22 protein-coding genes are annotated in these 19,613 nt (G+C 64.0%); 10 read left to right on the forward strand and 12 right to left on the reverse strand.

The features are described from left to right. The coding region (gene polA / locus AAGI46_07155; GenBank protein MEM1011983.1) for a DNA polymerase I at nucleotides 1–2,307 on the forward strand (2,307 nt) is incomplete at its 5' end. A 66-nt stretch (nucleotides 2,308–2,373) separates the two neighbouring features. Next, entirely contained in the window at nucleotides 2,374–2,862 is a 489-nt protein-coding gene (locus AAGI46_07160; protein MEM1011984.1) for a nuclear transport factor 2 family protein, read from the forward strand. A 7-nt stretch (nucleotides 2,863–2,869) separates the two neighbouring features. Here AAGI46_07160 and AAGI46_07165 read toward each other — a convergent pair whose 3' ends face one another. Next, nucleotides 2,870–3,943: a ChaN family lipoprotein gene (locus AAGI46_07165; GenBank protein ID MEM1011985.1), complete on the reverse strand. Its 1,074-nt coding sequence runs from the start codon at nucleotides 3,941–3,943 to the stop codon at nucleotides 2,870–2,872. A 68-nt stretch (nucleotides 3,944–4,011) separates the two neighbouring features. Between AAGI46_07165 and odhB the strand changes: the two genes are divergently transcribed. The 3 genes from odhB to AAGI46_07180 all read left to right on the forward strand — a co-directional run bounded on the left by odhB (nucleotide 4,012) and on the right by AAGI46_07180 (nucleotide 6,000). Further along, nucleotides 4,012–5,286, forward strand: a complete 1,275-nt coding sequence (gene odhB, locus AAGI46_07170) for a 2-oxoglutarate dehydrogenase complex dihydrolipoyllysine-residue succinyltransferase (protein MEM1011986.1) — start codon at nucleotides 4,012–4,014, stop codon at nucleotides 5,284–5,286. A 158-nt stretch (nucleotides 5,287–5,444) separates the two neighbouring features. Beyond that, entirely contained in the window at nucleotides 5,445–5,642 is a 198-nt protein-coding gene (locus AAGI46_07175; GenBank protein MEM1011987.1) for a type II toxin-antitoxin system HicA family toxin, read from the forward strand. Next, nucleotides 5,629–6,000, forward strand: a complete 372-nt coding sequence (locus AAGI46_07180) for a type II toxin-antitoxin system HicB family antitoxin (GenBank protein ID MEM1011988.1) — start codon at nucleotides 5,629–5,631, stop codon at nucleotides 5,998–6,000. Before AAGI46_07175 ends, AAGI46_07180 begins: the two co-directional genes overlap by 14 nt. Nucleotides 6,001–6,003: 3 nt before the next feature. On the opposite strand, the gene AAGI46_07185 is transcribed toward AAGI46_07180, so the two are convergent. Genes AAGI46_07185 through AAGI46_07195 form a run of 3 tightly spaced genes read right to left on the reverse strand, consistent with a single transcriptional unit; the run spans nucleotide 6,004 to nucleotide 8,539 of the window. Beyond that, nucleotides 6,004–6,543: a hypothetical protein gene (locus AAGI46_07185; GenBank protein MEM1011989.1), complete on the reverse strand. Its 540-nt coding sequence runs from the start codon at nucleotides 6,541–6,543 to the stop codon at nucleotides 6,004–6,006. A gap of 44 nt (nucleotides 6,544–6,587) precedes the next feature. Further along, nucleotides 6,588–7,550 (reverse strand): sigma-70 family RNA polymerase sigma factor, encoded by a 963-nt coding sequence (locus tag AAGI46_07190; GenBank protein ID MEM1011990.1) that lies wholly within the window; start codon nucleotides 7,548–7,550, stop codon nucleotides 6,588–6,590. 23 nt (nucleotides 7,551–7,573) lie between these two features. Next, a complete protein-coding gene (locus AAGI46_07195; protein ID MEM1011991.1) occupies nucleotides 7,574–8,539 on the reverse strand; it encodes a glycosyltransferase in 966 nt (321 codons plus the stop codon). Between the two features lie 121 nt (nucleotides 8,540–8,660). On the opposite strand from AAGI46_07195, the gene AAGI46_07200 reads away from it, so the two are divergent. Beyond that, nucleotides 8,661–9,188, forward strand: a complete 528-nt coding sequence (locus tag AAGI46_07200; GenBank protein MEM1011992.1) for an adenine phosphoribosyltransferase — start codon at nucleotides 8,661–8,663, stop codon at nucleotides 9,186–9,188. Between the two features lie 103 nt (nucleotides 9,189–9,291). Here AAGI46_07200 and AAGI46_07205 read toward each other — a convergent pair whose 3' ends face one another. The 5 genes from AAGI46_07205 to AAGI46_07225 all read right to left on the reverse strand — a co-directional run bounded on the left by AAGI46_07205 (nucleotide 9,292) and on the right by AAGI46_07225 (nucleotide 16,034). Further along, nucleotides 9,292–9,828: a hypothetical protein gene (locus AAGI46_07205; protein MEM1011993.1), complete on the reverse strand. Its 537-nt coding sequence runs from the start codon at nucleotides 9,826–9,828 to the stop codon at nucleotides 9,292–9,294. 102 nt (nucleotides 9,829–9,930) lie between these two features. Beyond that, the gene (locus AAGI46_07210; GenBank protein ID MEM1011994.1) at nucleotides 9,931–11,040 is read right to left on the reverse strand and encodes a hypothetical protein; all 1,110 of its coding nucleotides are present in this window, start codon (nucleotides 11,038–11,040) and stop codon (nucleotides 9,931–9,933) included. Between the two features lie 7 nt (nucleotides 11,041–11,047). Further along, the gene (locus AAGI46_07215; GenBank protein ID MEM1011995.1) at nucleotides 11,048–12,814 is read right to left on the reverse strand and encodes an ATPase, T2SS/T4P/T4SS family; all 1,767 of its coding nucleotides are present in this window, start codon (nucleotides 12,812–12,814) and stop codon (nucleotides 11,048–11,050) included. Nucleotides 12,815–12,914: 100 nt separating this feature from the next. Further along, nucleotides 12,915–14,120 (reverse strand): PilT/PilU family type 4a pilus ATPase, encoded by a 1,206-nt coding sequence (locus AAGI46_07220; protein MEM1011996.1) that lies wholly within the window; start codon nucleotides 14,118–14,120, stop codon nucleotides 12,915–12,917. Nucleotides 14,121–14,192: 72 nt separating this feature from the next. Continuing rightward, a complete protein-coding gene (locus tag AAGI46_07225; GenBank protein ID MEM1011997.1) occupies nucleotides 14,193–16,034 on the reverse strand; it encodes an ATPase, T2SS/T4P/T4SS family in 1,842 nt (613 codons plus the stop codon). 181 nt (nucleotides 16,035–16,215) lie between these two features. On the opposite strand from AAGI46_07225, the gene AAGI46_07230 reads away from it, so the two are divergent. Together AAGI46_07230 and AAGI46_07235 are read left to right on the forward strand one after the other, a co-directional pair. Further along, on the forward strand, nucleotides 16,216–16,395 hold the full coding sequence (locus tag AAGI46_07230) for a type II toxin-antitoxin system HicA family toxin (protein ID MEM1011998.1): 180 nt from the start codon (nucleotides 16,216–16,218) through the stop codon (nucleotides 16,393–16,395). Then, entirely contained in the window at nucleotides 16,392–16,661 is a 270-nt protein-coding gene (locus AAGI46_07235) for a type II toxin-antitoxin system HicB family antitoxin (protein ID MEM1011999.1), read from the forward strand. The genes AAGI46_07230 and AAGI46_07235 overlap by 4 nt, the downstream gene beginning before the upstream one ends. Here the strand turns inward: AAGI46_07235 and AAGI46_07240 are convergent. From AAGI46_07240 to AAGI46_07250, 3 genes are all read right to left on the reverse strand, one after another. Further along, nucleotides 16,658–17,425 (reverse strand): spondin domain-containing protein, encoded by a 768-nt coding sequence (locus AAGI46_07240; GenBank protein ID MEM1012000.1) that lies wholly within the window; start codon nucleotides 17,423–17,425, stop codon nucleotides 16,658–16,660. The genes AAGI46_07235 and AAGI46_07240 overlap by 4 nt on opposite strands. 192 nt (nucleotides 17,426–17,617) lie before the next feature. Further along, a complete protein-coding gene (locus AAGI46_07245) occupies nucleotides 17,618–17,866 on the reverse strand; it encodes a hypothetical protein (protein ID MEM1012001.1) in 249 nt (82 codons plus the stop codon). 3 nt (nucleotides 17,867–17,869) lie between these two features. Then, complete coding sequence (locus AAGI46_07250) at nucleotides 17,870–18,430, reverse strand: sigma-70 family RNA polymerase sigma factor (protein ID MEM1012002.1); 561 nt, start codon at nucleotides 18,428–18,430, stop codon at nucleotides 17,870–17,872. A 203-nt stretch (nucleotides 18,431–18,633) separates the two neighbouring features. On the opposite strand from AAGI46_07250, the gene trxA reads away from it, so the two are divergent. Beyond that, nucleotides 18,634–18,954, forward strand: coding sequence for a thioredoxin (gene trxA / locus AAGI46_07255; protein ID MEM1012003.1), 321 nt, complete (start codon nucleotides 18,634–18,636; stop codon nucleotides 18,952–18,954). Nucleotides 18,955–18,974: 20 nt separating this feature from the next. After that, a partial coding sequence (locus AAGI46_07260; protein MEM1012004.1) for an ABC transporter permease occupies nucleotides 18,975–19,613 on the forward strand: 639 nt, incomplete at its 3' end.

The raw sequence follows: 19,613 nt of genomic DNA on the forward strand, positions 1-19,613 counted from the left end.
AACGAGGACTTCGACGCCGACGCGCTGGTCGCCAAAGTCGGCTACAAGCCTGAGCAGGCGGTCGACGTGCAGGCCCTCATGGGCGACAACGTCGACAACGTGCCGGGCATTCCCGGCATCGGCGAGAAGACGGCGGCCAAGCTGATCAACAAGTTCGGCTCCGCCGAGGCCGTCGTCGAGAATGCGGACAAGCTCACGCCCAAGCAGAGCGAGAACGTGCGAAATCATGGCCTTGAGAAGGTCGCTGTCAGCAAGCAGCTGGTCACGCTGAAGGACGACGTCGACCTGGGCGCGTTCGACCCGGCCGCGTGCGACTTCACTGGCCTCGACACGCCAGCCCTTCGCGACCATCTCGACGAGCTCGGCTTCCGCAGCCTGCTCGGTCGGCTTGGTGGGAACGGCTCGCTCAAAGCTGATGCCGACGTGCCCGACAAGCCGTCGGCGAAGTACGCCCCGTTGACCGGCGGATTGTTCGATCAGCACGAGACGGCCGAAGCCGGAGACGGCTTCGATTACCAGTGCGTCGACACGCCGGACAAGCTGGCCGACTTTGCGAAGGAGCTGGCGAAGCAGAGCAGTTTTGCCTTCGACACCGAGACGGATGGCCTGGGAGCGATGTCGAGCGAGCTGATCGGGATGAGCTTCAGCTGGGAAGGCCGCAGCGGCTACTACCTGCCAATCAAGGGGCCGATGGGGGCGACCGTGCTCGATCGTGACGTGGCCATCGGCGCGGTGCGTGCAGCACTCGAAGACCCGAAGGTCGGGAAGATCGGGCACCACCTGAAGTACGACCAGATGGTCATGAGTCGTGCCGGCATCAAGCTGCGCGGGGCCGTCGCGGACACGATGCTGATGGCGTTCCTCATTGACGCCGGACGGACCACGTACAAGATGGACGGTCTCTCCATCGACCTGCTCGGCCACCAGACGATCCCGATCAAAACGCTCATCGGCACGGGAAAGAAGCAGATTTCGCTGGCCGAGGTGCCTGTGGCGGATGTCGCCCGCTACGCCTCGGAGGACGCGGACGTGACGTGGCGGCTCTACGAAGTGCTGAGCGAGAAGCTGGCGAAGTTTCCGACGCTCCAGGCGTTGCACGACGACCTGGAGCTGCCGCTGTCGAACGTGCTCGCCGGCATGGAAGAGGCGGGCATTCGTGTCGATCCAAAGGTGCTCGCCGAGCAGTCGGCGGTGCTGCTGAAGCGGATCGAGCAGCTCCGCGACGACATCGCCGAACAAGCCGGCGGGGAGATGAACCCCGACTCGCCAAAGCAGCTGCAAGAAGTGCTCTTCGACAAGCTCGGGCTCAAGCCGGTTCGCAAGACCAAGACCGGCTACTCGACCGACGCCGCCACGCTCGAACAGCTCGCAAGCGATCACCCGCTCCCCGGCCTGATCCTCGAGTATCGCGGCCTCGTCAAGCTACGCGAGACGTATCTGGAAAACCTCGCAAAGGAGATCAACGCGTCGACCGGTCGCATCCACACAAGCTTCAACCAGACCGGTGCCAGCACGGGAAGGCTCTCGTCGAGCGACCCGAACCTGCAGAACATTCCCGTCCGCACCGACGAAGGCCGACGCATTCGGCTCGCCTTCGTCGCCCCCGAAGGCCGGCAGCTCGTCACTGCCGACTACTCGCAGATCGAACTCCGCTTCCTCGCCCATTTCTGCCAGGAACCGGGACTTCTCGAAGCCTTCCGCGACGGCCAGGACATCCACCGCGCCGTCGCCAGCGACGTCTACGACACGCCGCTGGACGACGTCACCGACGAGCAGCGCCGGTACGCCAAGACGATCAACTTTGCCATCATCTACGGGGTCTCCGCCTTCGGCCTGGCACGCCGCGTCGAAGGGCTCAACCAACGCTCCGCCAAGGAACTGATCGACAACTACAAAGCGACCTACCCCCGCGTCTTCGACTTCTTCGATCAGTGCATCATCGACGCCAAGAGCCAGGGCTACGTCGAGACGATCAAGGGCCGACGCCGGCCGATTCCGGAGATCGAAAGCCGGATCGCCAGCATGCGCCAGTACGCCGAACGGACCGCGATCAACAGCGTCATCCAGGGCAGCGCAGCCGACCTGATCAAGCTCGCCATGCTCGAAGTCGACCGCCGCCTGCAGGCTTCGAACCTGGATGCGACGCTGCTCCTGCAGGTGCACGACGAACTCGTCTTCGAAGCCGCCGAGGCCGACGTCGAGAAGGTCAAACAGCTCGCCGTCGAGAGTATGGAGAGTGCGATGGAACTCGAAGTGCCTCTCAAGGTCGACACGGGCTCCGCCGCGAATCTCGGCGAGGCGAAGTGAACGCGGCCATGGCTCTGCTCGGCAGCGTTGAAGATTCTTGCCCGTGCGTTACGCTCGCCGGCCGTGATGATTCGACGAACAACGATCCTCGTTGGGGCAGCCCTGGCCCTCGCCGCATGCGGCTGTGCCACGACGCCCCCAACCAGTGCGAGCAACTCCATGAACGACGAAGCGGAAATCCAGCAGTGGTTTGATTCCTGGATCGAATCCACCGTCGAAGGCAAGCCGGAGCTGGCCAACACGCTGGTCGCGGACGATGCCGTGTTCTTCCTTCCTGGCGTCGGGTCGATGGGCAAGGAGCCCTTCATCCTCGCCGCCTGTGGCACCGAAGCGCCGGGCCACGACTTCGACCTCGACAGCAAGATCGAAGACATGCACATCTCGGGCGACATGGCATGGGTGACGTCTCGCCACCGGCTCGACATCACGGAAAAAGCCAACGGCACCACCAGCCGCATGTCGGGTCACGCCTTGTCCGTCCTCGAACGCCGCGACGGCCAGTGGGTCACCGTCCGCGAAGCGAGCACGATGACCGCCGAGAAGTCGGCCGGGTGAGTCGAACCTAAAGCTGCGACGAGCGTGTGACCGGACGCGTTGCGGGCATCGTGGTCGGCATCGTCGCGGGCATTGTGGTCGGCTGCGTCGCCGGAAGGGTCGTCGGCAGTCGCCTTGCAGGGCGAGTCGTGATTTCGGGTGCGGGCAGCCGTTCGCTGCCGGTGTAGATGACCAGGTCTGCCCGGCCGACGTCGTCGGGTCGGAGACGCTGGACGTCGAGCGGGAGCAGGCTGACGGTCATCACCCGGAGGTTGTCGCGCTCTTCGAGCAGCACCGTCAGGCCGCCGTCGAAGTCGGTGTGGAAGGCACCGGAAAGGTGGACCACGGGTCGGCCGTGCTGTCGGCGTGCAGTGCGGATCGAGTCGGCCATCGTCACGTCCCAGACGAGCTGGGCGTCGAAAAAGTCGTCGATTTCAAAGCCCGGCCGGGTCGTCGCGGCCGAGGCGTTCGCCCGTCCCTTGAGTTCCCGCATGACTTCGCCGAAACGCTCGCGGTAGCCGACGAGCAACGCACGATCGTCTTCGGTCGGAACTTCGTAGTCGCGGCTGTCTTCGAGGGCATCGAGCCCTTCGACGCGCGCCTTGGCAGCGGCTTCGCGAGGTGCATTGGCCGGGACCACGGGCAGGCCGAGGCGTCGGACGAGCCGAATCGTGCGGCGGTAGCCCTCGCCCTGGTCGGGCCAGGCGCGAAGGGAGTCGTCCTCCGCCCGGCCACGCTCGAGCATCTCCAGCGACAACGCCCCGCCGGCCTCGGGCCCCGGAAGCGCCGCTGCCGTGAGACGACGCTGGATGAGCTTGGCCGCCCGGTCGTCGTGGAGCTCGCCGATGAGGACGACGTCGACCAGAGCCAACTGCTCCTGGATGGACGACATCGTCGCGGGATCGCCTGTGAAGCCGTCGAACGCGTGCATCATCCGATCGCCGAGCACGAACGCGGTCGACGTCGCATCGACCGACAGCTCCTCCACGACGGCCGGTGACTCCGCGTCGAGCGGACGGTGCGGGTCGGTCGGACCGGTACAACCAACGAGCGAGGCGACACAAACGCAGGCAGCGAGAACGAGAGCGGAACGTCGAGGCATCGCCCGGATGATCGGCCCGACAGTCGCATTCGGCAAGCGACCATCGGCAGCGGTATGCTCCTGGTCCGATGCCCGAACAAGACGTCGTCGTCCCCGAAGTTGCCGAAAGTGTCGCGGAAGTGACCATCCTGAACTGGCACAAAGGTGTCGGCGAGTTCGTCGAAGCCGACGAGGCGCTGGCCGAAGTTGAGACCTATAAGGCCAACGTCGACATGCCCGCACCGTTCGCCGGCGTCATCACGGCCCACGTCGCAGCGGTCGGCGACACGCTGGCGATCGGCGAAGTCGTCGCCAGGATCGACACCGACAAGACCGAGGGCACCGCCGCTCCGGCCGAGTCGAAGGCTGGCGCCGAGCAACCCGCGGAGGCTGCGTCGTCCTCGGGCACGAGCGACGACAAGCTAGCCGATCTCTCGCCGGCCGTTCGCCGCATCGTCAACGACGGCGACCTCGACGTCTCGGCCATCACGGCGACGGGTCCGAACGGTCGCCTGACCAAGGAAGACGTGCTGACGTTCGTCGATCAGCAGAAGTCTGCCAAGCCGGCCACACCGCCGCCTGCTGCGAAAGAAGCACCCAAACCCGCCGCTGCCACCGCTGCCACCCCAGCCCCGGCGGGCGTGTCGAGCGTCGGGGCCGGTGGTCAAACGACGCGGCGTGTGGCGATGAGCAAGATCCGCCGCAGCATCGCCCGCAACCTCCTCGCCGCCCAGCAGAACGCGGCCATCCTGACGACCTTCAACGAGGTCGACCTGACCGAGGTCATGGCCCTTCGCAAGAAATACAAGGAGCCGTTTGGCGACAAGCACGGCGTGGGCCTTGGCTTCATGTCGTTCTTCAGCAAGGCCGCCGCCGTCGCTTTGGCAGAGTTCGAGCGGGTCAACGCCCGCATCGATGGCGACGACATCGTCTACCACGACTACGTCAACCTCGGCGTCGCTGTCAGCACCGAGCGCGGCCTGGTCGTGCCCGTCATCAAGGACGTGCAGGCCATGTCGTTCGCGACCGTCGAGAAGGAAATCAAGCGCGTCGCTCTGGCCGCCCGCGACGGCAAGATCGGCCTGGCGGAGATGTCCGGCGGGACCTTCACGATCACCAACGGCGGCGTCTTCGGCAGCCTGCTGAGCACGCCGATCATCAACGCCCCGCAGTCGGGCATCCTGGGCATGCACACCATCCAGCAACGCCCGATGGCCGTCGACGGCGAGGTCAAGATTCGCCCGATGATGTACGTCGCTCTCAGCTACGACCACCGCATTGTCGACGGGAAAGAGTCCGTGAGCTTCCTGGTACGCCTCAAACAGCTGCTGGAAGACCCGGCAAGGCTGCTGCTTGATGTTTGAGAAGATGCGTTGACAAAGCGGTATAGCAGGAGCTATACATGCATTAGGCCGCGGCGTGACACGTGGTCGCAGTGAGGCATGGATGCTCAGATGAGGACGTTCCTCATCCTCGTCATAGGAATCGACGCGATGAATCCGAGTCCAGTAGCGAGCCTGCTATGCCAAGCAATGTCCGCTTTGCCGTCGTGCGAAAGCTGTTTGGAGATGCCGGTTGGAGCCTGCGGCATGTCCGCGGTTCCCACCATATCTTCGCCAAGCCGGGGCGCCGTCCCTACCCGGTGCCGGTCCACAAGGGTCAGGTGAAACATGCCTACGTCCGTGAAATCAAGAAGCTCCTTGCCCGTGACGACGCCTGAGGTGTCGGCAGAACACGAGAGGCAAGCGGCGGAGGCAGCCGATCGCTATGCGATCCTGCTGGAACGCCACGACGACGGCCTGTTCTATGGCCGCGGCGTAGAGTATCCGTATCTGCTCGGTCACGGCAAGACACCGGCAGCCGCGTACAAGATGGCCCGTGAAGGACTGATCGGCTCGATCGCCGTCGACCTCGCAAGCGGCGAGAAGATTCCCGAGCCGATGAGCGAAAAGCGGGATCAGCAAATCAACGTCCGCGTGTCGACATTCGAGAAACTGCGCATCGAACGCGCGGCGAAGCAGGCCGGATTTCGCGGCATTGCCGATTATCTCAGGCATGCTGCACTGGCAGAAGCCTGACGCTCACTCCGCCGGCTGGGTCGTCGGGGCAGCGTCGGCGTCGGTGTCGTCTTCGTCCGTCTCTCCGTCGTCCATCTCCAGTTCCATCTCTTCCTCAAGGTCGGCTTCGAGATCCTTCATGCTCTTGAAGCCACTGGTCGTGCCAACCAGCGGGACGGAGCTGAAGAAGAGGACCTGGTCTTCGTTGACAGTTTTGAGGACGACCTGCGAGCTGGTGATCTTGGCGACGAGGAGACCGCCGGTCGTGCCCTCGTCGTTGTAGAAGACGATCTCGTCCTCGAGCAGTCGCCACATGCCGATCTCGCCGGTGCGGACGAAGCCCGAGCCGAAGTACATTTGCGTCCCGGCTTCGTTGGCTTCGTCGCGATTCGTCTCCTTCTTGAACGTGCCATCTCCGTAAAGGCTGAAAGTGACCGCCGTGTCAGCGAATCGGCCCTGCCAGGCACCGGTGAGGTTGGCGACATTGACCGGCTTGTCGGCGTCGCAGCCTGCCAGGACGAGGAGGAACGAAGCGAGCAGTCCGAGCGTCAGGAATCGATGCATGCGCGACATCATGCCCGCAACCGCCCTGCCAATTCAAGCAGCCGTCACGCCGCGACGGCTGCGGTGCTGCCGGTCATCGACTGACGCAGCTTGGCGACGCTTTCGTGTTCGATTTGTCGCACCCTTTCACGCGTCAGGCCCACCTCCTTGCCGATCTCCTTGAGCGTCATCGGCTCGCCGCCACCCAGGCCGAAGCGAAGCCGCAGGATGGTCGCGGCACGGTCGTCGATGTCGGCAAGGAGCTCGTGCATCCGCTCGAGGTCATCGAAGTTCATTGCCTCGTCGTCGGGTGTCAGCTCGCGATCGTCCGTGACGACGTCTGCGATCTGAATCTCGTCGCCGTCCTTGCCGCTGGCTCCGACGAATTGCGTGGGCGACGCGTAGGCCTTGAGGGCCTGCTTGATGATGCCATACTTCTTGTCGGTGACTTCGAGTGCGTCGCGCAGTTGATCGTCGTTCGGCGGGCGGCCGATGTCGTCGGTCAGGGTCTTGTGCAGCCGACGGAAGCGGGTCATCAGCTCGACCATGTACGCCGGGATGTGGATCGGCTGGACGCCGTTGATGAGCGACCGCTTGATGGCCTGCTTGATCCACCACGACGCGTACGTGCTGAAGCGTGCGCCGTTCTCGGGGTCGAAGCCCTCGACCGCCTTCAGCAGGCCGATGTTGCCCTCTTCGATCAGGTCCATGAGGCTCATGCCCCGGCCCTGGTAGTGCTTGGCGATGTTGACGACCAGCCGCAGGTTCGAACGCACCATCCGTTCACGGGCGGCCATGTCCTGCTGGTGAATGATCCGGCGGGCCAGCATCTTCTCCTCGTCGGCCGTCAACAGCGGCGAGTCGTTGATCTGACGCAGGTAGAGCTGGATCGCAGTCTGAACGGAGCCGGTGCTGGGCATGGCGGTGCGGGCAAGGAGGTCGCCGACGCCCGAAGTGGCGACTGGCAAAAGCGGCCGACACGTCCGCGTCGGGCCACCCTCGTTTGCTGCATCGACCCGCCAGAGCACCGACTTTGCGCCGGATGGACGATCTACGTGACCGGCGCCTTGGAAAGCGTTGCGTTGGCGGCGGCCCCGGCGAGACGCTTTGCCCCATCGCGGAGTCGACCCTTCCGCAGAAGAGACGTCGCCTCCCGGGCTCGCTGTGCTGCCAGGTGCCACTGCGACAGCTGGTAGGCTCGAACGACGTCGCGTTGCTCGGCCTGGTCTTTCGTTGCCGCGACCAGCGCTCGAACGGCCTTGCGGCGACCGGAGCGACGTTTGGCCGACACGCCTGCCGAATCCTCGTGCAGCCGATAAGCCAGAAGCGGCCGATCGAGGAACGCCATCGGCCCGCAGGCCATGAGGCGGAACCAGTACTCCGAGTCCTCGCCGATCGAGAGGTCCGTATTCCAGTCGCCCGTACGCAGCACCGCTGTCGCACGGGCCAGCACCACGCCCGGCGTGATCACACAGGGCCAGGTCGCGATGGCAAGGCGCGTCGTCGGTTCGCTCGACGAGAGGCGGCGCAGTTCGCCGCAATCCGCGACGTGGCGATCGAGCCGTGTCTGGAGTGCCGGCGTCGTCTCGACCGCTTTGCCGTCGGCATCTTGAAAATGAACGACTGCGTGGACGGCCGAGGCCTGCGGCTGCTTCTTCAGCTCGGCGAGCAGTTGTTCGAGCAGGTCGGCGTCTGGCACGTCGTCCGCGTCGAGCCACCAGAAGGCCGACGGAATGCCGCCGTCGCAAAGTACATTTCGACCGAGGTTTCGGGCTCGGCTGACGCCCGGCTCAGCCGCTTCGACGACCTGCCATCGCCCGTCGGCCTGTGCGTGCTCACGTGCAATGTCGAGTGTTCGATCGGTCGACGCGTTGACCACGATGACGCCACGCCAATGAGCGTGCGTCTGAGCTTCGACGGCGGTCAGGGTTTCGTCGAGATACCGCTCGCCGTTCCGAACCGGAACGACGACGCCCACATGCTGTTTTGCGGTTCGGGACGAGACGGAATCGGCCATGCGCTAGCGGAAGCATGCGCCGAAAGTCGGTCTCAGGTCGAGGGTGAATCGAAGTCGCGGGTTTTCGGACGCGGTTTCGACAGCGCACCTGCGGCGAGAAGCCGGCTACCGTCACGGCCGCATGAAGGACCCGGTTGCGCAGCTGAAGAGCCTCATCCAGGACGTGCCCGACTTTCCGGAGCCGGGCATCCTGTTCCGCGACATCACGCCGCTGCTGGCCGATCCGGCGGGGCTGGCGTTGTCTATTGAGCTGATGGCCAACCCGTTCCGCGGCCAGGGCATCGACCTGGTCATCGGGGCCGAGAGCCGCGGGTTCATCTTCGGGACGGCCGTCGCGTGCTGCCTGTCGGCAGGCTTCGGACTGGTCCGCAAGCCCGGCAAACTGCCGCGGGAAAAGCGGAGCCGCGATTACGCACTCGAGTACGGCACCAACACGCTGGAAATGCACGCGGGCGACGTGAAGCCCGGGCAGAAAGTGCTCATCTGCGACGACGTCCTCGCCACCGGCGGAACGATGGCGGCGTGCATCGAACTCGTCAAAGACCTCGGCGGCGATGTCGTTGCTGCGGCGGTGCTGATCGAACTCGAAGCCCTGGGCGGTCGGGCCCAGCTTGGCGAAACGCCTGTCCACTCCGTCGCGAAGTACTGATCACGTCCGTCGCGCTTGTCCGACGACACGACGACCGCCCAGTGGTCGGACGGCCGCCGCGGACATCTCCCTCCGGAAGATGTCGTTGCTTGTAAGAGCAAGCTCACTTCGAAGCGCCGAAGATGCCGCTCAGCCCAGCCGTGCCGGGCGAACCGAGGCTCTCCGACGATGGGCCTTCCATGCGATCGCGGTCGGCCATGATCGGCTTGGCCGGCGAGGAAGCGGTCGTCGGGCCGGCAACCACCTTGATCGCACCGGCCGGGAGACGAAGGCTGCCGACGTAGTCCTCGGCGGCGGCGATCATCAGCGGGACGTCGGTCATCGGATCCGCGTCGGTGTCGACGTAGACCACCGTCACTTCGCCGGGCTTGCGGCTGTGGGCAATGTAATCCAGTCGCTCACGACCCAGCGACGACAGCCGCGGCCCCGAGCCGTCATCGGCGTCCGCGAAGTGCGTTGCCCGCAGCGAAGCCTCTTCCGTGGCGGCTTGGGCGTATTGCATCTCGAACACCTTCCGCGTGCGGCTCTGCTCGCGGTCGTAGTCGAAGAAGTTCTTGTCATAGGTCGCGCTGCACCCTCCGAGGCCGAGGACGGCAACGGTGATGGTCAGCGGACGCACGAGAGGTCGAAGGCGAAGCATGGCGATCGTTCTGGACGAGGTTCATTTCGGGCACGCCGAGCGGCCCACGTCCAGTCCATCGTCGCGATGTCACCGTTACTTAACCTGAGCCGAAGCGAGACGTTATCGAACCCCGTGAATCACTTGCCCTGTGCGGACGTCGAGCCAGAAGCGGCGTGCCCGGCGTTCTCGCTGCTTGTAATCGATGAGGCCCTCCACCCAGCGATTATCATCAAGCCCGCCAGGATCGCGTCCCGACGCAATCCACTGCTCCTCGAGTTTCTCGCGCGACCAGACAAGCGACGATCCCGCCACACGGAATCGCAAGCCTTTGATGTCGGTGTCAGTCGTGTGAAGCCAAATCAGGTACGGGCAGTGGCGAGCCGCTTCAATGACCTCAGCGAGCCGTGCTGTTCCGTTTCCGAATCTCTCGATCGGCCGGTCTGCATTCAGGACCAGCGAAAGACTAATGTCGAAATCGTTGGAAGGGTGATTAATCGGCCGAAGCATCCCACTCCAATGGGGCCCGGGCTCGTCAACGCCGTAGACGCTCCAGCCAGCACCCCTTGTCGTGATGGTGAAGTACTTGAAGATGTCGGTTTCTGCCGCAAGATCGTTGAGAACACTGATGCCCCGCTTCAGCCGGAGTTTGCTATCTTCCGCCATCAAATCGTCGGCAGTCTTGACATCCGCATCGAACTCAATCCGATCCGGTGCACCGCTCATCGTGTCAAACAAGTAACGAGTCCCGTCTGCAACGGTCAGGCGGAACCGGCCTTCTGCAGTGAATCCGTTTGGAACGGTCTGCCTGCTCGGTCGCCAGGTGTAGTGGCTTGCCGTCCGTGAGATTCGGTTCGGGTGATGAAGAAGGTCTCGAACGCGATACTCCCGCGTCAGCCGGCCATCTCGATAGAGGGCGATGGCGAGGTCACTCAGATTTCGTGAGTCGCTCGCCCATGGCCCGAAGCGGACGATCGTGCGCCCGTCATCCGAGATGGCCGCGCCCCAGGCGTACCAGTCCAATCGATAAAGCTCATCGCCGGCGACTTCTCGAACGACGCCGGTCCCTTCTCCCCAGGTTCCAGGTGTCGGCTCGAACGACACCTCATATCGGCCGTTCTCCGACAGAGCTGAATGCGAACGGGGAGGCCCCGCCGAATCTGCCAAAACGACAGATGACAACGCGCCGGCCACGAGAATTGCTAGCGCGGCTGCAAAGCGGGAACGAAGCATGGAAGTCCTACTCCTCGACGATTGTCTCGCGGACGACTTCTTCGATGCTCGTTTCGCCCTCGAAGATCGCGGCGAGGCCGGATTCGCGGAGGGAGCGCATGCCGCGGGAGCGGGCGGCGTTGCGGAGTTGCTGGGTGCTGGCGTGGGCGACGACCATGTCGCGCATGTCATCGTCGAGCACCATGATCTCGAAGATGCCCATTCGGCCCTTGTAGCCGGTGTTGTTGCAGGTGTCGCAGCCCTTGCCGTAGTAGAAGGTGTGGCCTTCCGCGTCCTTCTCGGTCAGCTCCAGCTCCATGAGCTGTTCGAGCGGCGGTGTGTAGGCGGTCTTGCAATCCCGGCAAACCTTGCGGACCAGGCGCTGGGCAATCACGCCTTCGAGCGTTGCGGTGATGAGGAACGGCTCCAGGCCGAGGTCGAGCATGCGGGCGATCGACGACGGCGCGTCGTTCGTGTGAAGCGTGCTGAAAACCAAGTGACCCGTCAGCGACGCCTGCACCGCGATCTCGGCCGTCTCCTTGTCGCGAATCTCACCCACAAGGATGACGTCCGGGTCCTGACGCAGCATGGCCCGGAGGATTCGGCCGAAGGTCAGCTCGATGTCGGGCTTGATCTGACACTGGACGATGCCGTCGATGTCGTACTCGACCGGGTCCTCGGCGGTGATGAGCTTTTCGGTCGGCTCGTTGAGCTCGCGGAGCGCGCTGTAGAGCGTGGTCGTCTTGCCGCTGCCGGTCGGGCCGGTGACGATGACGATGCCGTTGGGCTTGTTGATGAGCGTGCGGACGGTCGACAGGTCGTCGCCCGCCAGGCCGACCTTGTCGAGGTCGAGGCTGACGTTGGAACGGTCGAGCACACGCATGACGACGCTCTCGCCGAACATCGTCGGCAGCACGCTCACACGCAGGTCGACCGGCTGGTTGTTGACCGTCAGCTCAATGCGGCCGTCCTGCGGGACGCGGCGTTCGGCGATGTCAAGGTTCGCCATGACCTTCACGCGACTGCTGATCGCCGGGGCGATGTGGCTCGGCGGCGGCATCATCTCGTAGAGGACGCCGTCGATGCGATAGCGAATTTTGAACTCGTCCTCAAACGGCTCGAAGTGAATGTCCGACGCCTTGTCCTTGATCGCCTGGAGCAGGACGAGGTTGATGAGCTTCTTGACGGGGTTGCTGTCGGCGGCGCCTTTGAGGTCGTCCAAGTCGATCGACTGGTCGCCACCCTTCTTCAGACCCTTGAGCGACGAATCCTGATCGAAGTCGCCCATGAGCGACGCGAAGCTCTCGGCCTGCTGGGCGTAGTGCTTTTTGATGAGCGCCGCAATCTTGTCCTTGTCGCCGATCTTGGCCGAGACGTTGAAGCCGAAGAGCGTCTTGAGGTCGTCGAGCGCCTGGAAGTTGTCGTGGCTCGCCATCGCGACGACGAGCTTCTTCTTGGCCTTGTCGTAGGCGATCGGAAGGACCTGGTGCGTCTGGGCCGTCTGCGAAGGCACGGCCTCGATGGCCTCGTCGGAGATCTCCACGCCATCAAGGTCGACGAGCTCATAGCCCTGCTGTGCGGCGAGCGCGATGTTGAGGTCGCCGGGCGTGATGTGGCTCAGGTCGACCATGATCTGGCCGAGCGGTCCGCCCTTGCTCTTTTGGAACTTGAGCGCGTCGATCACCTGCTCGCGCGAGACGCGACCCATCTTGTTGAGCACGCGACCCAACGGCCGACCCTTGAGCTGGTCGACGGGCGGAATCGGCTTGGCTTCGGTCGGTGCTTCGGTGGCCATGGGACTCTCTTCTTAATCGTGGCACGACCTTCAGGTCGTGGAAAAAGCGTTCGATCGTCAGACACGATCTGAAAATCGTGCCACGCGGGATCTGGCTCCCTTACCCGCCCTTCATCCGTTGGCGACGCTGGGCCACCTCGGCGGCTTTGGCGTCGGCGGACTTGCTGCCGTCGTCTGAGCCGGCTTGATCTTCGGCCTCGGCGAGGAGCGCGTCGTCGGCGTCCTCCACCTCGACGCCGAGCTTGTTGATGCGGTCCATCATGTAGCCCGGGTTTTTGCTCTTATCGATCGCTTCTTCAGCGCCGATCTTGCCGTCCATGAAGTTGTTCCAGAGGTTGTCGTCCAAGAGCTGCATGCCGTAGCGGGCACCGGTCTGGATTTCCGAGTCGATTCGGAACGACTTGTTCTCACGGATCAGGTTCTGGATGGCGGGCGTGACGTACATGAACTCGTACGCCGCCAGCATGCCGCCATCGACGTCGATGCGCGGCATGAGCGCCTGACTCAGCACGGCGATCAGGTTGTTGGCGAGCTGGACGCGAACCTGCTCCTGCTGGTCCGTCGGGAACGCGTCGATGATGCGGTTGATCGTCGAGGCCGCACCCGACGTGTGCAGCGTTCCGAAGACAAGGTGGCCGGTTTCCGCGGCGGTGATGGCGGAGCCGATGGTTGCGAGGTCACGCATCTCGCCGACGAGCATGACGTCCGGGTCCTGACGCAGGGCTCGGCGGAGCGACTCGGAGAAGCTCGGCACGTCCACGCCGATCTCACGCTGCACGACGATCGACTTCTTGTGCGGGTGGTAGTACTCGATGGGGTCTTCCATCGTGATGATGTGCCGTTCGAACTCCGTATTGATGTAGTCGATCATCGTCGCCAGCGTCGTCGTCTTGCCCGAGCCCGTCGGCCCGGTGACGAGGAAGATGCCGCGAGGACGCCGACAGATCTGCCTGGCCATGTCCGGCAGGCCGATCTGTTCGAACGTGAGGATCTGGTTTGGAATCCGACGCAGCACGAGGCTGGTCATGCCCTTCTGTTTGAAGATGGCCACGCGAAAGCGAGCCTCGGTGCCGAAGGCGAAGCCGAAGTCACCCGAGCCGGTCTCTTCGAACTCCTGCTGAATGCGTTCGGGCGTGATGGCCTTCATCAGCGAGGCGGTGTCCTCGCCTTCAAGCACTTTGGTCTGCAACTCGCGGAGCCGACCACTCATGCGCAGCGTCGGCGGCTTGCCGACGGCCAGGTGCAAGTCGGCCGCCTTCCGTTTGACGACGGTCTCGAGCAGTTTGTCAATCTGAATGGTGGCCATCGGTTTGCGTCGTCAGCGAATGAGTGAAACCCCTCAACATCGGGAATCTGCGAGCCTGCGGCTCCGCAGGCATCACGCCTCTGCCATCTCCAGCTCGGAAGTCTCGGAGTCGTACGAATCGTCCTCTTCGTCTTCCGCCACCGCGGCAACGCCTTCGATCTGGGCGACCTTGACGATCTCGGCGGCGGTGGTGAGGCCCTTGACGACCTTGATCCGCCCGTCGGCGAGGAGGCTCTTCATGCCGCCGCGGATAGCAGCCTGACGCAGCTTGTTGGTCGGGCTCCGCTCGAAAGCGAGCGTCCGCAGCTCATTGTTCATCTGCATCAGCTCGAATATGGCCATCCGGCCGCGGAAACCGGTGTTGGCGCAGTGCTCGCAGCCGCGCGGCTTGTAGAGCTGAACGCCCTCGAGGTCTTCGGGCTTGAATCCTGCCAGACGCAGCCACTTCTTGTCCGGGTCGTTGTCGGGCTGCTTGCACTTGTCGCACAGCTTGCGAATCAGCCGCTGGGCCATGACCGCCTGGATGGACGAGGCAACGAGGAACGGCTTGACGCCCATGTCGATCAGACGCGTGATCGCGGCCGGGGCGTCGTTGGTGTGCAGCGTGCTGAAAACCAGGTGACCCGTCAGCGCCGCCTGAATCGCGACCTCGGCCACCTCCAGGTCGCGAATCTCACCGACCAGAATGACGTTCGGTGCCTGACGCAGCATCGCCCGCAGAATCTTGGCGAACGACAGGCCGATGCCGTCGCGGACCTGACACTGGTTGATGCCGGGGAAGTTGTATTCGACCGGGTCCTCGGCCGTGATGATCTTGCGGTCGGGCCGGTTGAGGACGTTGAGCGCACCGTAGAGCGTGGTCGTCTTACCCGAGCCGGTCGGGCCCGTGACGAGGAAGATGCCATTGGGCCGCTTGATGATTTTCTGGAAGGTCGCGTAGTCGTCTTCCTCGAAGCCCATGTTCTCCAGACCGATGCGGACGTTGTCAGGCCGGAGAATACGAAGCACGGTCGACTCGCCGTGGTAGGCGGGAAGCGACGAGACGCGGAAGTCGACCTGGCTGCCGTCGATCGTCATCTTGATGCGGCCGTCCTGGGGGAGGCGCTTCTCGGCGATGTCGATGCCGGCCATGATCTTGATGCGGCTGATCAGCGGGCCCTTCATCCGGAGCGGGATGTCGTCGCGGATCACACACTCGCCGTCGATGCGGTATCGGACGCGGACGCGGTCCTTGAACGGCTCGATGTGGATGTCGCTCGCCCTGCCACGCACGGCCTCGGCGATGAGTGCCTGCACCAGCTTGATGACCGGCGCCTGCGTCGGGTCGTTCTCGATGTCCTCGCCAACGCCGGCGAGGTCGACCGACTTGTCGACGGAGCGGTCGACCGACTTGTCGAGGCTGCGGTCGACGGATTGGTCCAGCGACTCGCGCAGACGGTCGACCGTGCGGTCCATCGTCTGGTCGATGGTGTTGGCGGCCGATTTGCTGAAGAGCTCATCGATGACGGCCTTGATGCGATCGCGTGGGGCGAGCACGGGCCGGATGTCCTTGCCCAGACGGAACTTCAGGACGTCCTGCAACTCCATGTCCAGCGGGTCGTGGACGGCCAGGCGCAGCTTGCCGTTCTCGCTGCCCAGCGGCAGGACCAGATGCTTCTGCATGAGGTCGTCCGGCACGGCGTTGACGGCCCCGGGCGGGATCGACTGCTTGTCGAGGTCGACGTACTCCATGCCCTGCTGGGCGGCCAACGCCTTGTAGACGTTGGCGTCCGTGCAGAGCTTGAGGTCGATGAGGCCCTCGCCGATGCGCAGCCGCTTCTTCTTGGCATGCGCGAGGCCTTTTTCGACTTCTTTGACGTTGATGACGCCGAAGTCGACGAGGATTTCACCGAGGCGCTTCTGAGACTTGGCCATGGGACGGTCTACGGGATGACGTCGGACCGAACGGCCGACAAGGCGGGACGCCGATTCTACCGCGACATCCGCCTCGTCGCCAGCTTGTGAAGTGGCCATAGCGTCTCGCGTGGGTCGACGGCAAGCGACGCTCCGAGCGATTTTCGCAGTGCCCACGCGGGCCAATGTTGCCTGGCGCGACGTGGAATCGCTGCTTCGAAGCCTCGGAGCAACCCTTGAAGAAGGTGCGGGCTCTCGCGTCCGTGTGTCGCTCAACGGCATCGATGCCGTCTTTCACCGCCCGCATCCGCAACCCGAGGCGTCGCGAGCTGTGATACGCTCCGTCAGGTCGTTCTTGATCAACGCCGGAGTGACGCCATGAGCAGAGCAGCCCGCAGCACCGACGTCTCTCAGATCGAGGTGGGACGACTTCACTACAAGGGGTACGAGGGAACAGCCGTCTTCGATGAGGAAGACGACTGCTTCGCGGGCACCGTGCAGGGCCTTTCGGATGTGATCCACTACGAGGGTCGCAGCGTCGACGAGCTGAAAGAGAGCTTTCGCGCGTCTGTCGACGACTACCTCGAATGGTGCAGGCAGCGTGGAAAGCAACCGCAGTTGCCTTCGGCCGCGACAGAAGCTGCCTAGCGACGCCGACGCAGCATGGTCAGGCCGGCGAGGCCGAGGGCGGCGGCGGAGGTGGGCTCGGGGACGACGGCGAAGCTGATGCGGAAGATCGGCGTGTCGCCAGCCAGGTTCGTGTCGAACGTGTAGGCCGGGGTTGGGAGGCCGTCGAAGACCGAAAGCTCGCTGAAGTCGAACGCCACCGTGCCGTTTTCGGGCGTGCGGAGGTCGTTGTTCCCGCCGACGAGGAATGCCGCGGCTGCGGGGTCGGCGACTTCGCTGTTGGCGTCCCAGATCTGCGAGGCGGTCTGCGTGATCTCGGTGATGAGCAGGTTGCCGTCGTCGTCGAAGAGCTGGAACGCGGTCGGATTGTCGTTGCCGAGGAACAGGTCGTTGCTCGGAATGACCATGTTGGCGAACGTGAAGAACTGGTTCAGGTCGGTATCGACCGTGAAAACGTTGCTGCCGGTCGCACCTGGGAAGAGCGGTCCAGGGCCGGTCGATGGGACGACGGTGCCACGGGTCGAAGCCGGCTCGGCGGTGGCGGCCTCGTCGAACCAGACGTCACCCACGCCGCCCTCGGCGACGCTGACGATGCCCGCACCGGCGGTTTCGTCGATGTTGAAGGCGTCGAAGGTGCCGTTGCCGAAGACGATCCGCAGCGGCGCGAATGAGATGTCGTTGGCCGGTGCGAGGTTTTCGACGGTGACTTCGACGGGAAGCGTCTGGGCGTGTGCGTACGACGACAGTGCGACCGCGGCAGCCGCGGCGGGGAGAATGGCGCGCATGTTTCTCTTTCGGGAGGAGAGGAAGTGGGCTTGGCGGTGCACGTGACCGCTCGTTCTCCCCGGAATCGAGGAACCGCCTGTCGCCTTTCTCACGACTCCCATTTTTCTTCGCAATTTGCGCAAGAGACTGCGAGCCGCAGGCTCGCAGCTACCTCGTGCCTCCGAACGTCATCTCAATCCGAGATCGCCGGTTTATTGCCCGCAGTCCGGATCGGAACAGCTGCACCCACGATGCCGCTCCCGATAGGCCTCGACGACGCCGTCCATCCGCTTCGACTGCGTCACCGACTTCTGGCACGGCTTGCAGATGAGCCGATGCAGCCGCTCCGCCAACCGCTCCATCCAATGCGCTTCGCCATAGCCGGCCTTGAGGCGGATCAACTCCGCCTGCTCGCAGCGGCAGGTCAGGACCAGGAGGATGTGACGAAGAGCGGTCTTCACGATTCAGGCTTCGAAGTGGTGTGCCAGATCCTCTTTCAGACGCAGTCGGGCTCGGTGAATCAGCGTCCAGAGGTTGCCGCTCGTGACACTCAACAGCCGGCAAACCTCGTCGGTAGGGACCTCGTCCAGCTCTCGAAGGGTAAACGCCTGCCGCATCTTCATCGGCAAACGGTCGACGGCGGCGTCGAAGTCGGCCCAGAACTCGGCAGCTTTCGCCGAAGCCTCGGGTTGCCCCGTCCAGGCCTTGGGGCGAGCGACGAAAAATCCGTCCTTGAAGACGCCTGTCGGCTCCCGAACGAGCTTGGCGACCTCTTCTTCGGCCCGATCTGCGACGTTGGCGTGCCGCAGACGATCGACGATCCGTCGTCGAAGGGCCGTGAAAAGCCACCCTCGCCAATGCGTCGGCGTGACGAGCGCGGGGTCACAAGCCGCCGCAAACACGTCCGCCACCGCTTCTTCGGCCGCGTCCTGGTCGCCAAGACGCCTGGCTGCGAACGCCCGCAGCTCTGCCTCGTGCCGACGCCACACGTCAGCCAGCGGTAAGGCTTCGGCGTCATCAGGCATGAAGGGAGCGGCAGTCGAGGAGCAGCGTCAGGAAACGACATCGGCAAACGGCCTGCATCCTTGCAGAGCCCTGGCCCCATTTTCGACACGCTGGACGCCTCGAACCGAGAAGTTTAGATAGCCGTAAAAGTATCTGCGGGTTGTCCGACGCGTGATCGCGTCCTTAACGTCGCCTTCCAACCATTCCTTCCGAAGAGAACACCATGGCAGAGCACGCAGCTGAAATCACCGAAGCGAACTTCGACGACGAAGTCATCAAGAGCGACAAGCCCGTCCTGCTCGACTTCTGGGCCGAGTGGTGCCCGCCGTGCAAGATGATCGGCCCGCACATCGACAACTTCGCCAAGGAGTACGCCGAGACCGTCAAGATCGGCAAGGTCGACGTCGACTCCAATCAGTCGCTCGCCCAGCGCTACGGCATCAGCGCCATTCCGACACTCATCATGTTCAAGGACGGCGAGGCCGTTCAGACGATCCAGGGCGCGGACCTCAACAAGATCAAGGAAGCGCTCGACGCGGCCTGAGGCCGTGACACTGCTTGTCCATGACCGTCCTGCGTGTCATCGCGACCCACACGTTCCGCGAGGCGGTGACGCAGCCGCTGTTTCCATTGCTCCTCGTCGCCGGTTCAGCGGTGCTGGGGCTCTACGGGCTGCTGCCCTTCTTCACGCTCGGTGAGGACGTGGTCATGTACAAGGCCGTCGGGCTGGACGTGGTCATCGCGATTGCACTCATCATCGGCGTCATCGCGGCAGGCCGGACCGTCCACGACGAGATCGAAGACCGGACGATGCTCACGTTGATGAGCAAGCCCGTCGGCCGGGGCGAGGCACTCGTCGGCAAGTTCCTCGGCCTCTTCGCCGCCGTCGGGCTCGCGGTGCTCACACTCGGCATCGTGATGGCCGTGCTGACGTGGCGTCGCATTCCCGGCGATTTCAACCTTCCGCCCGATCCGATCCTGACAACGCAGATCACGCAGCTGGGCGATCTGCGCTCGATGCACTTGGCCGGACTCTGGCCGCAGCTGGTTTTGGCGTGGCTGCAGGTCGGGACGCTCGTCGCGATCGGCGTCGCGCTCTCGACGCGCTTCGGCATCGCGCTCACGCTGCCAGCGACACTGCTGCTCTACGTCGCCGGCAACCTGACTGCGTACCTCGACATTGCCTTCACCTCGGGCAGCTGG

The sequence above is a fragment of the Planctomycetota bacterium genome (assembly GCA_038746835.1).
Taxonomy (GTDB): Bacteria; Planctomycetota; Phycisphaerae; order Tepidisphaerales; family Tepidisphaeraceae; genus JBCDKH01.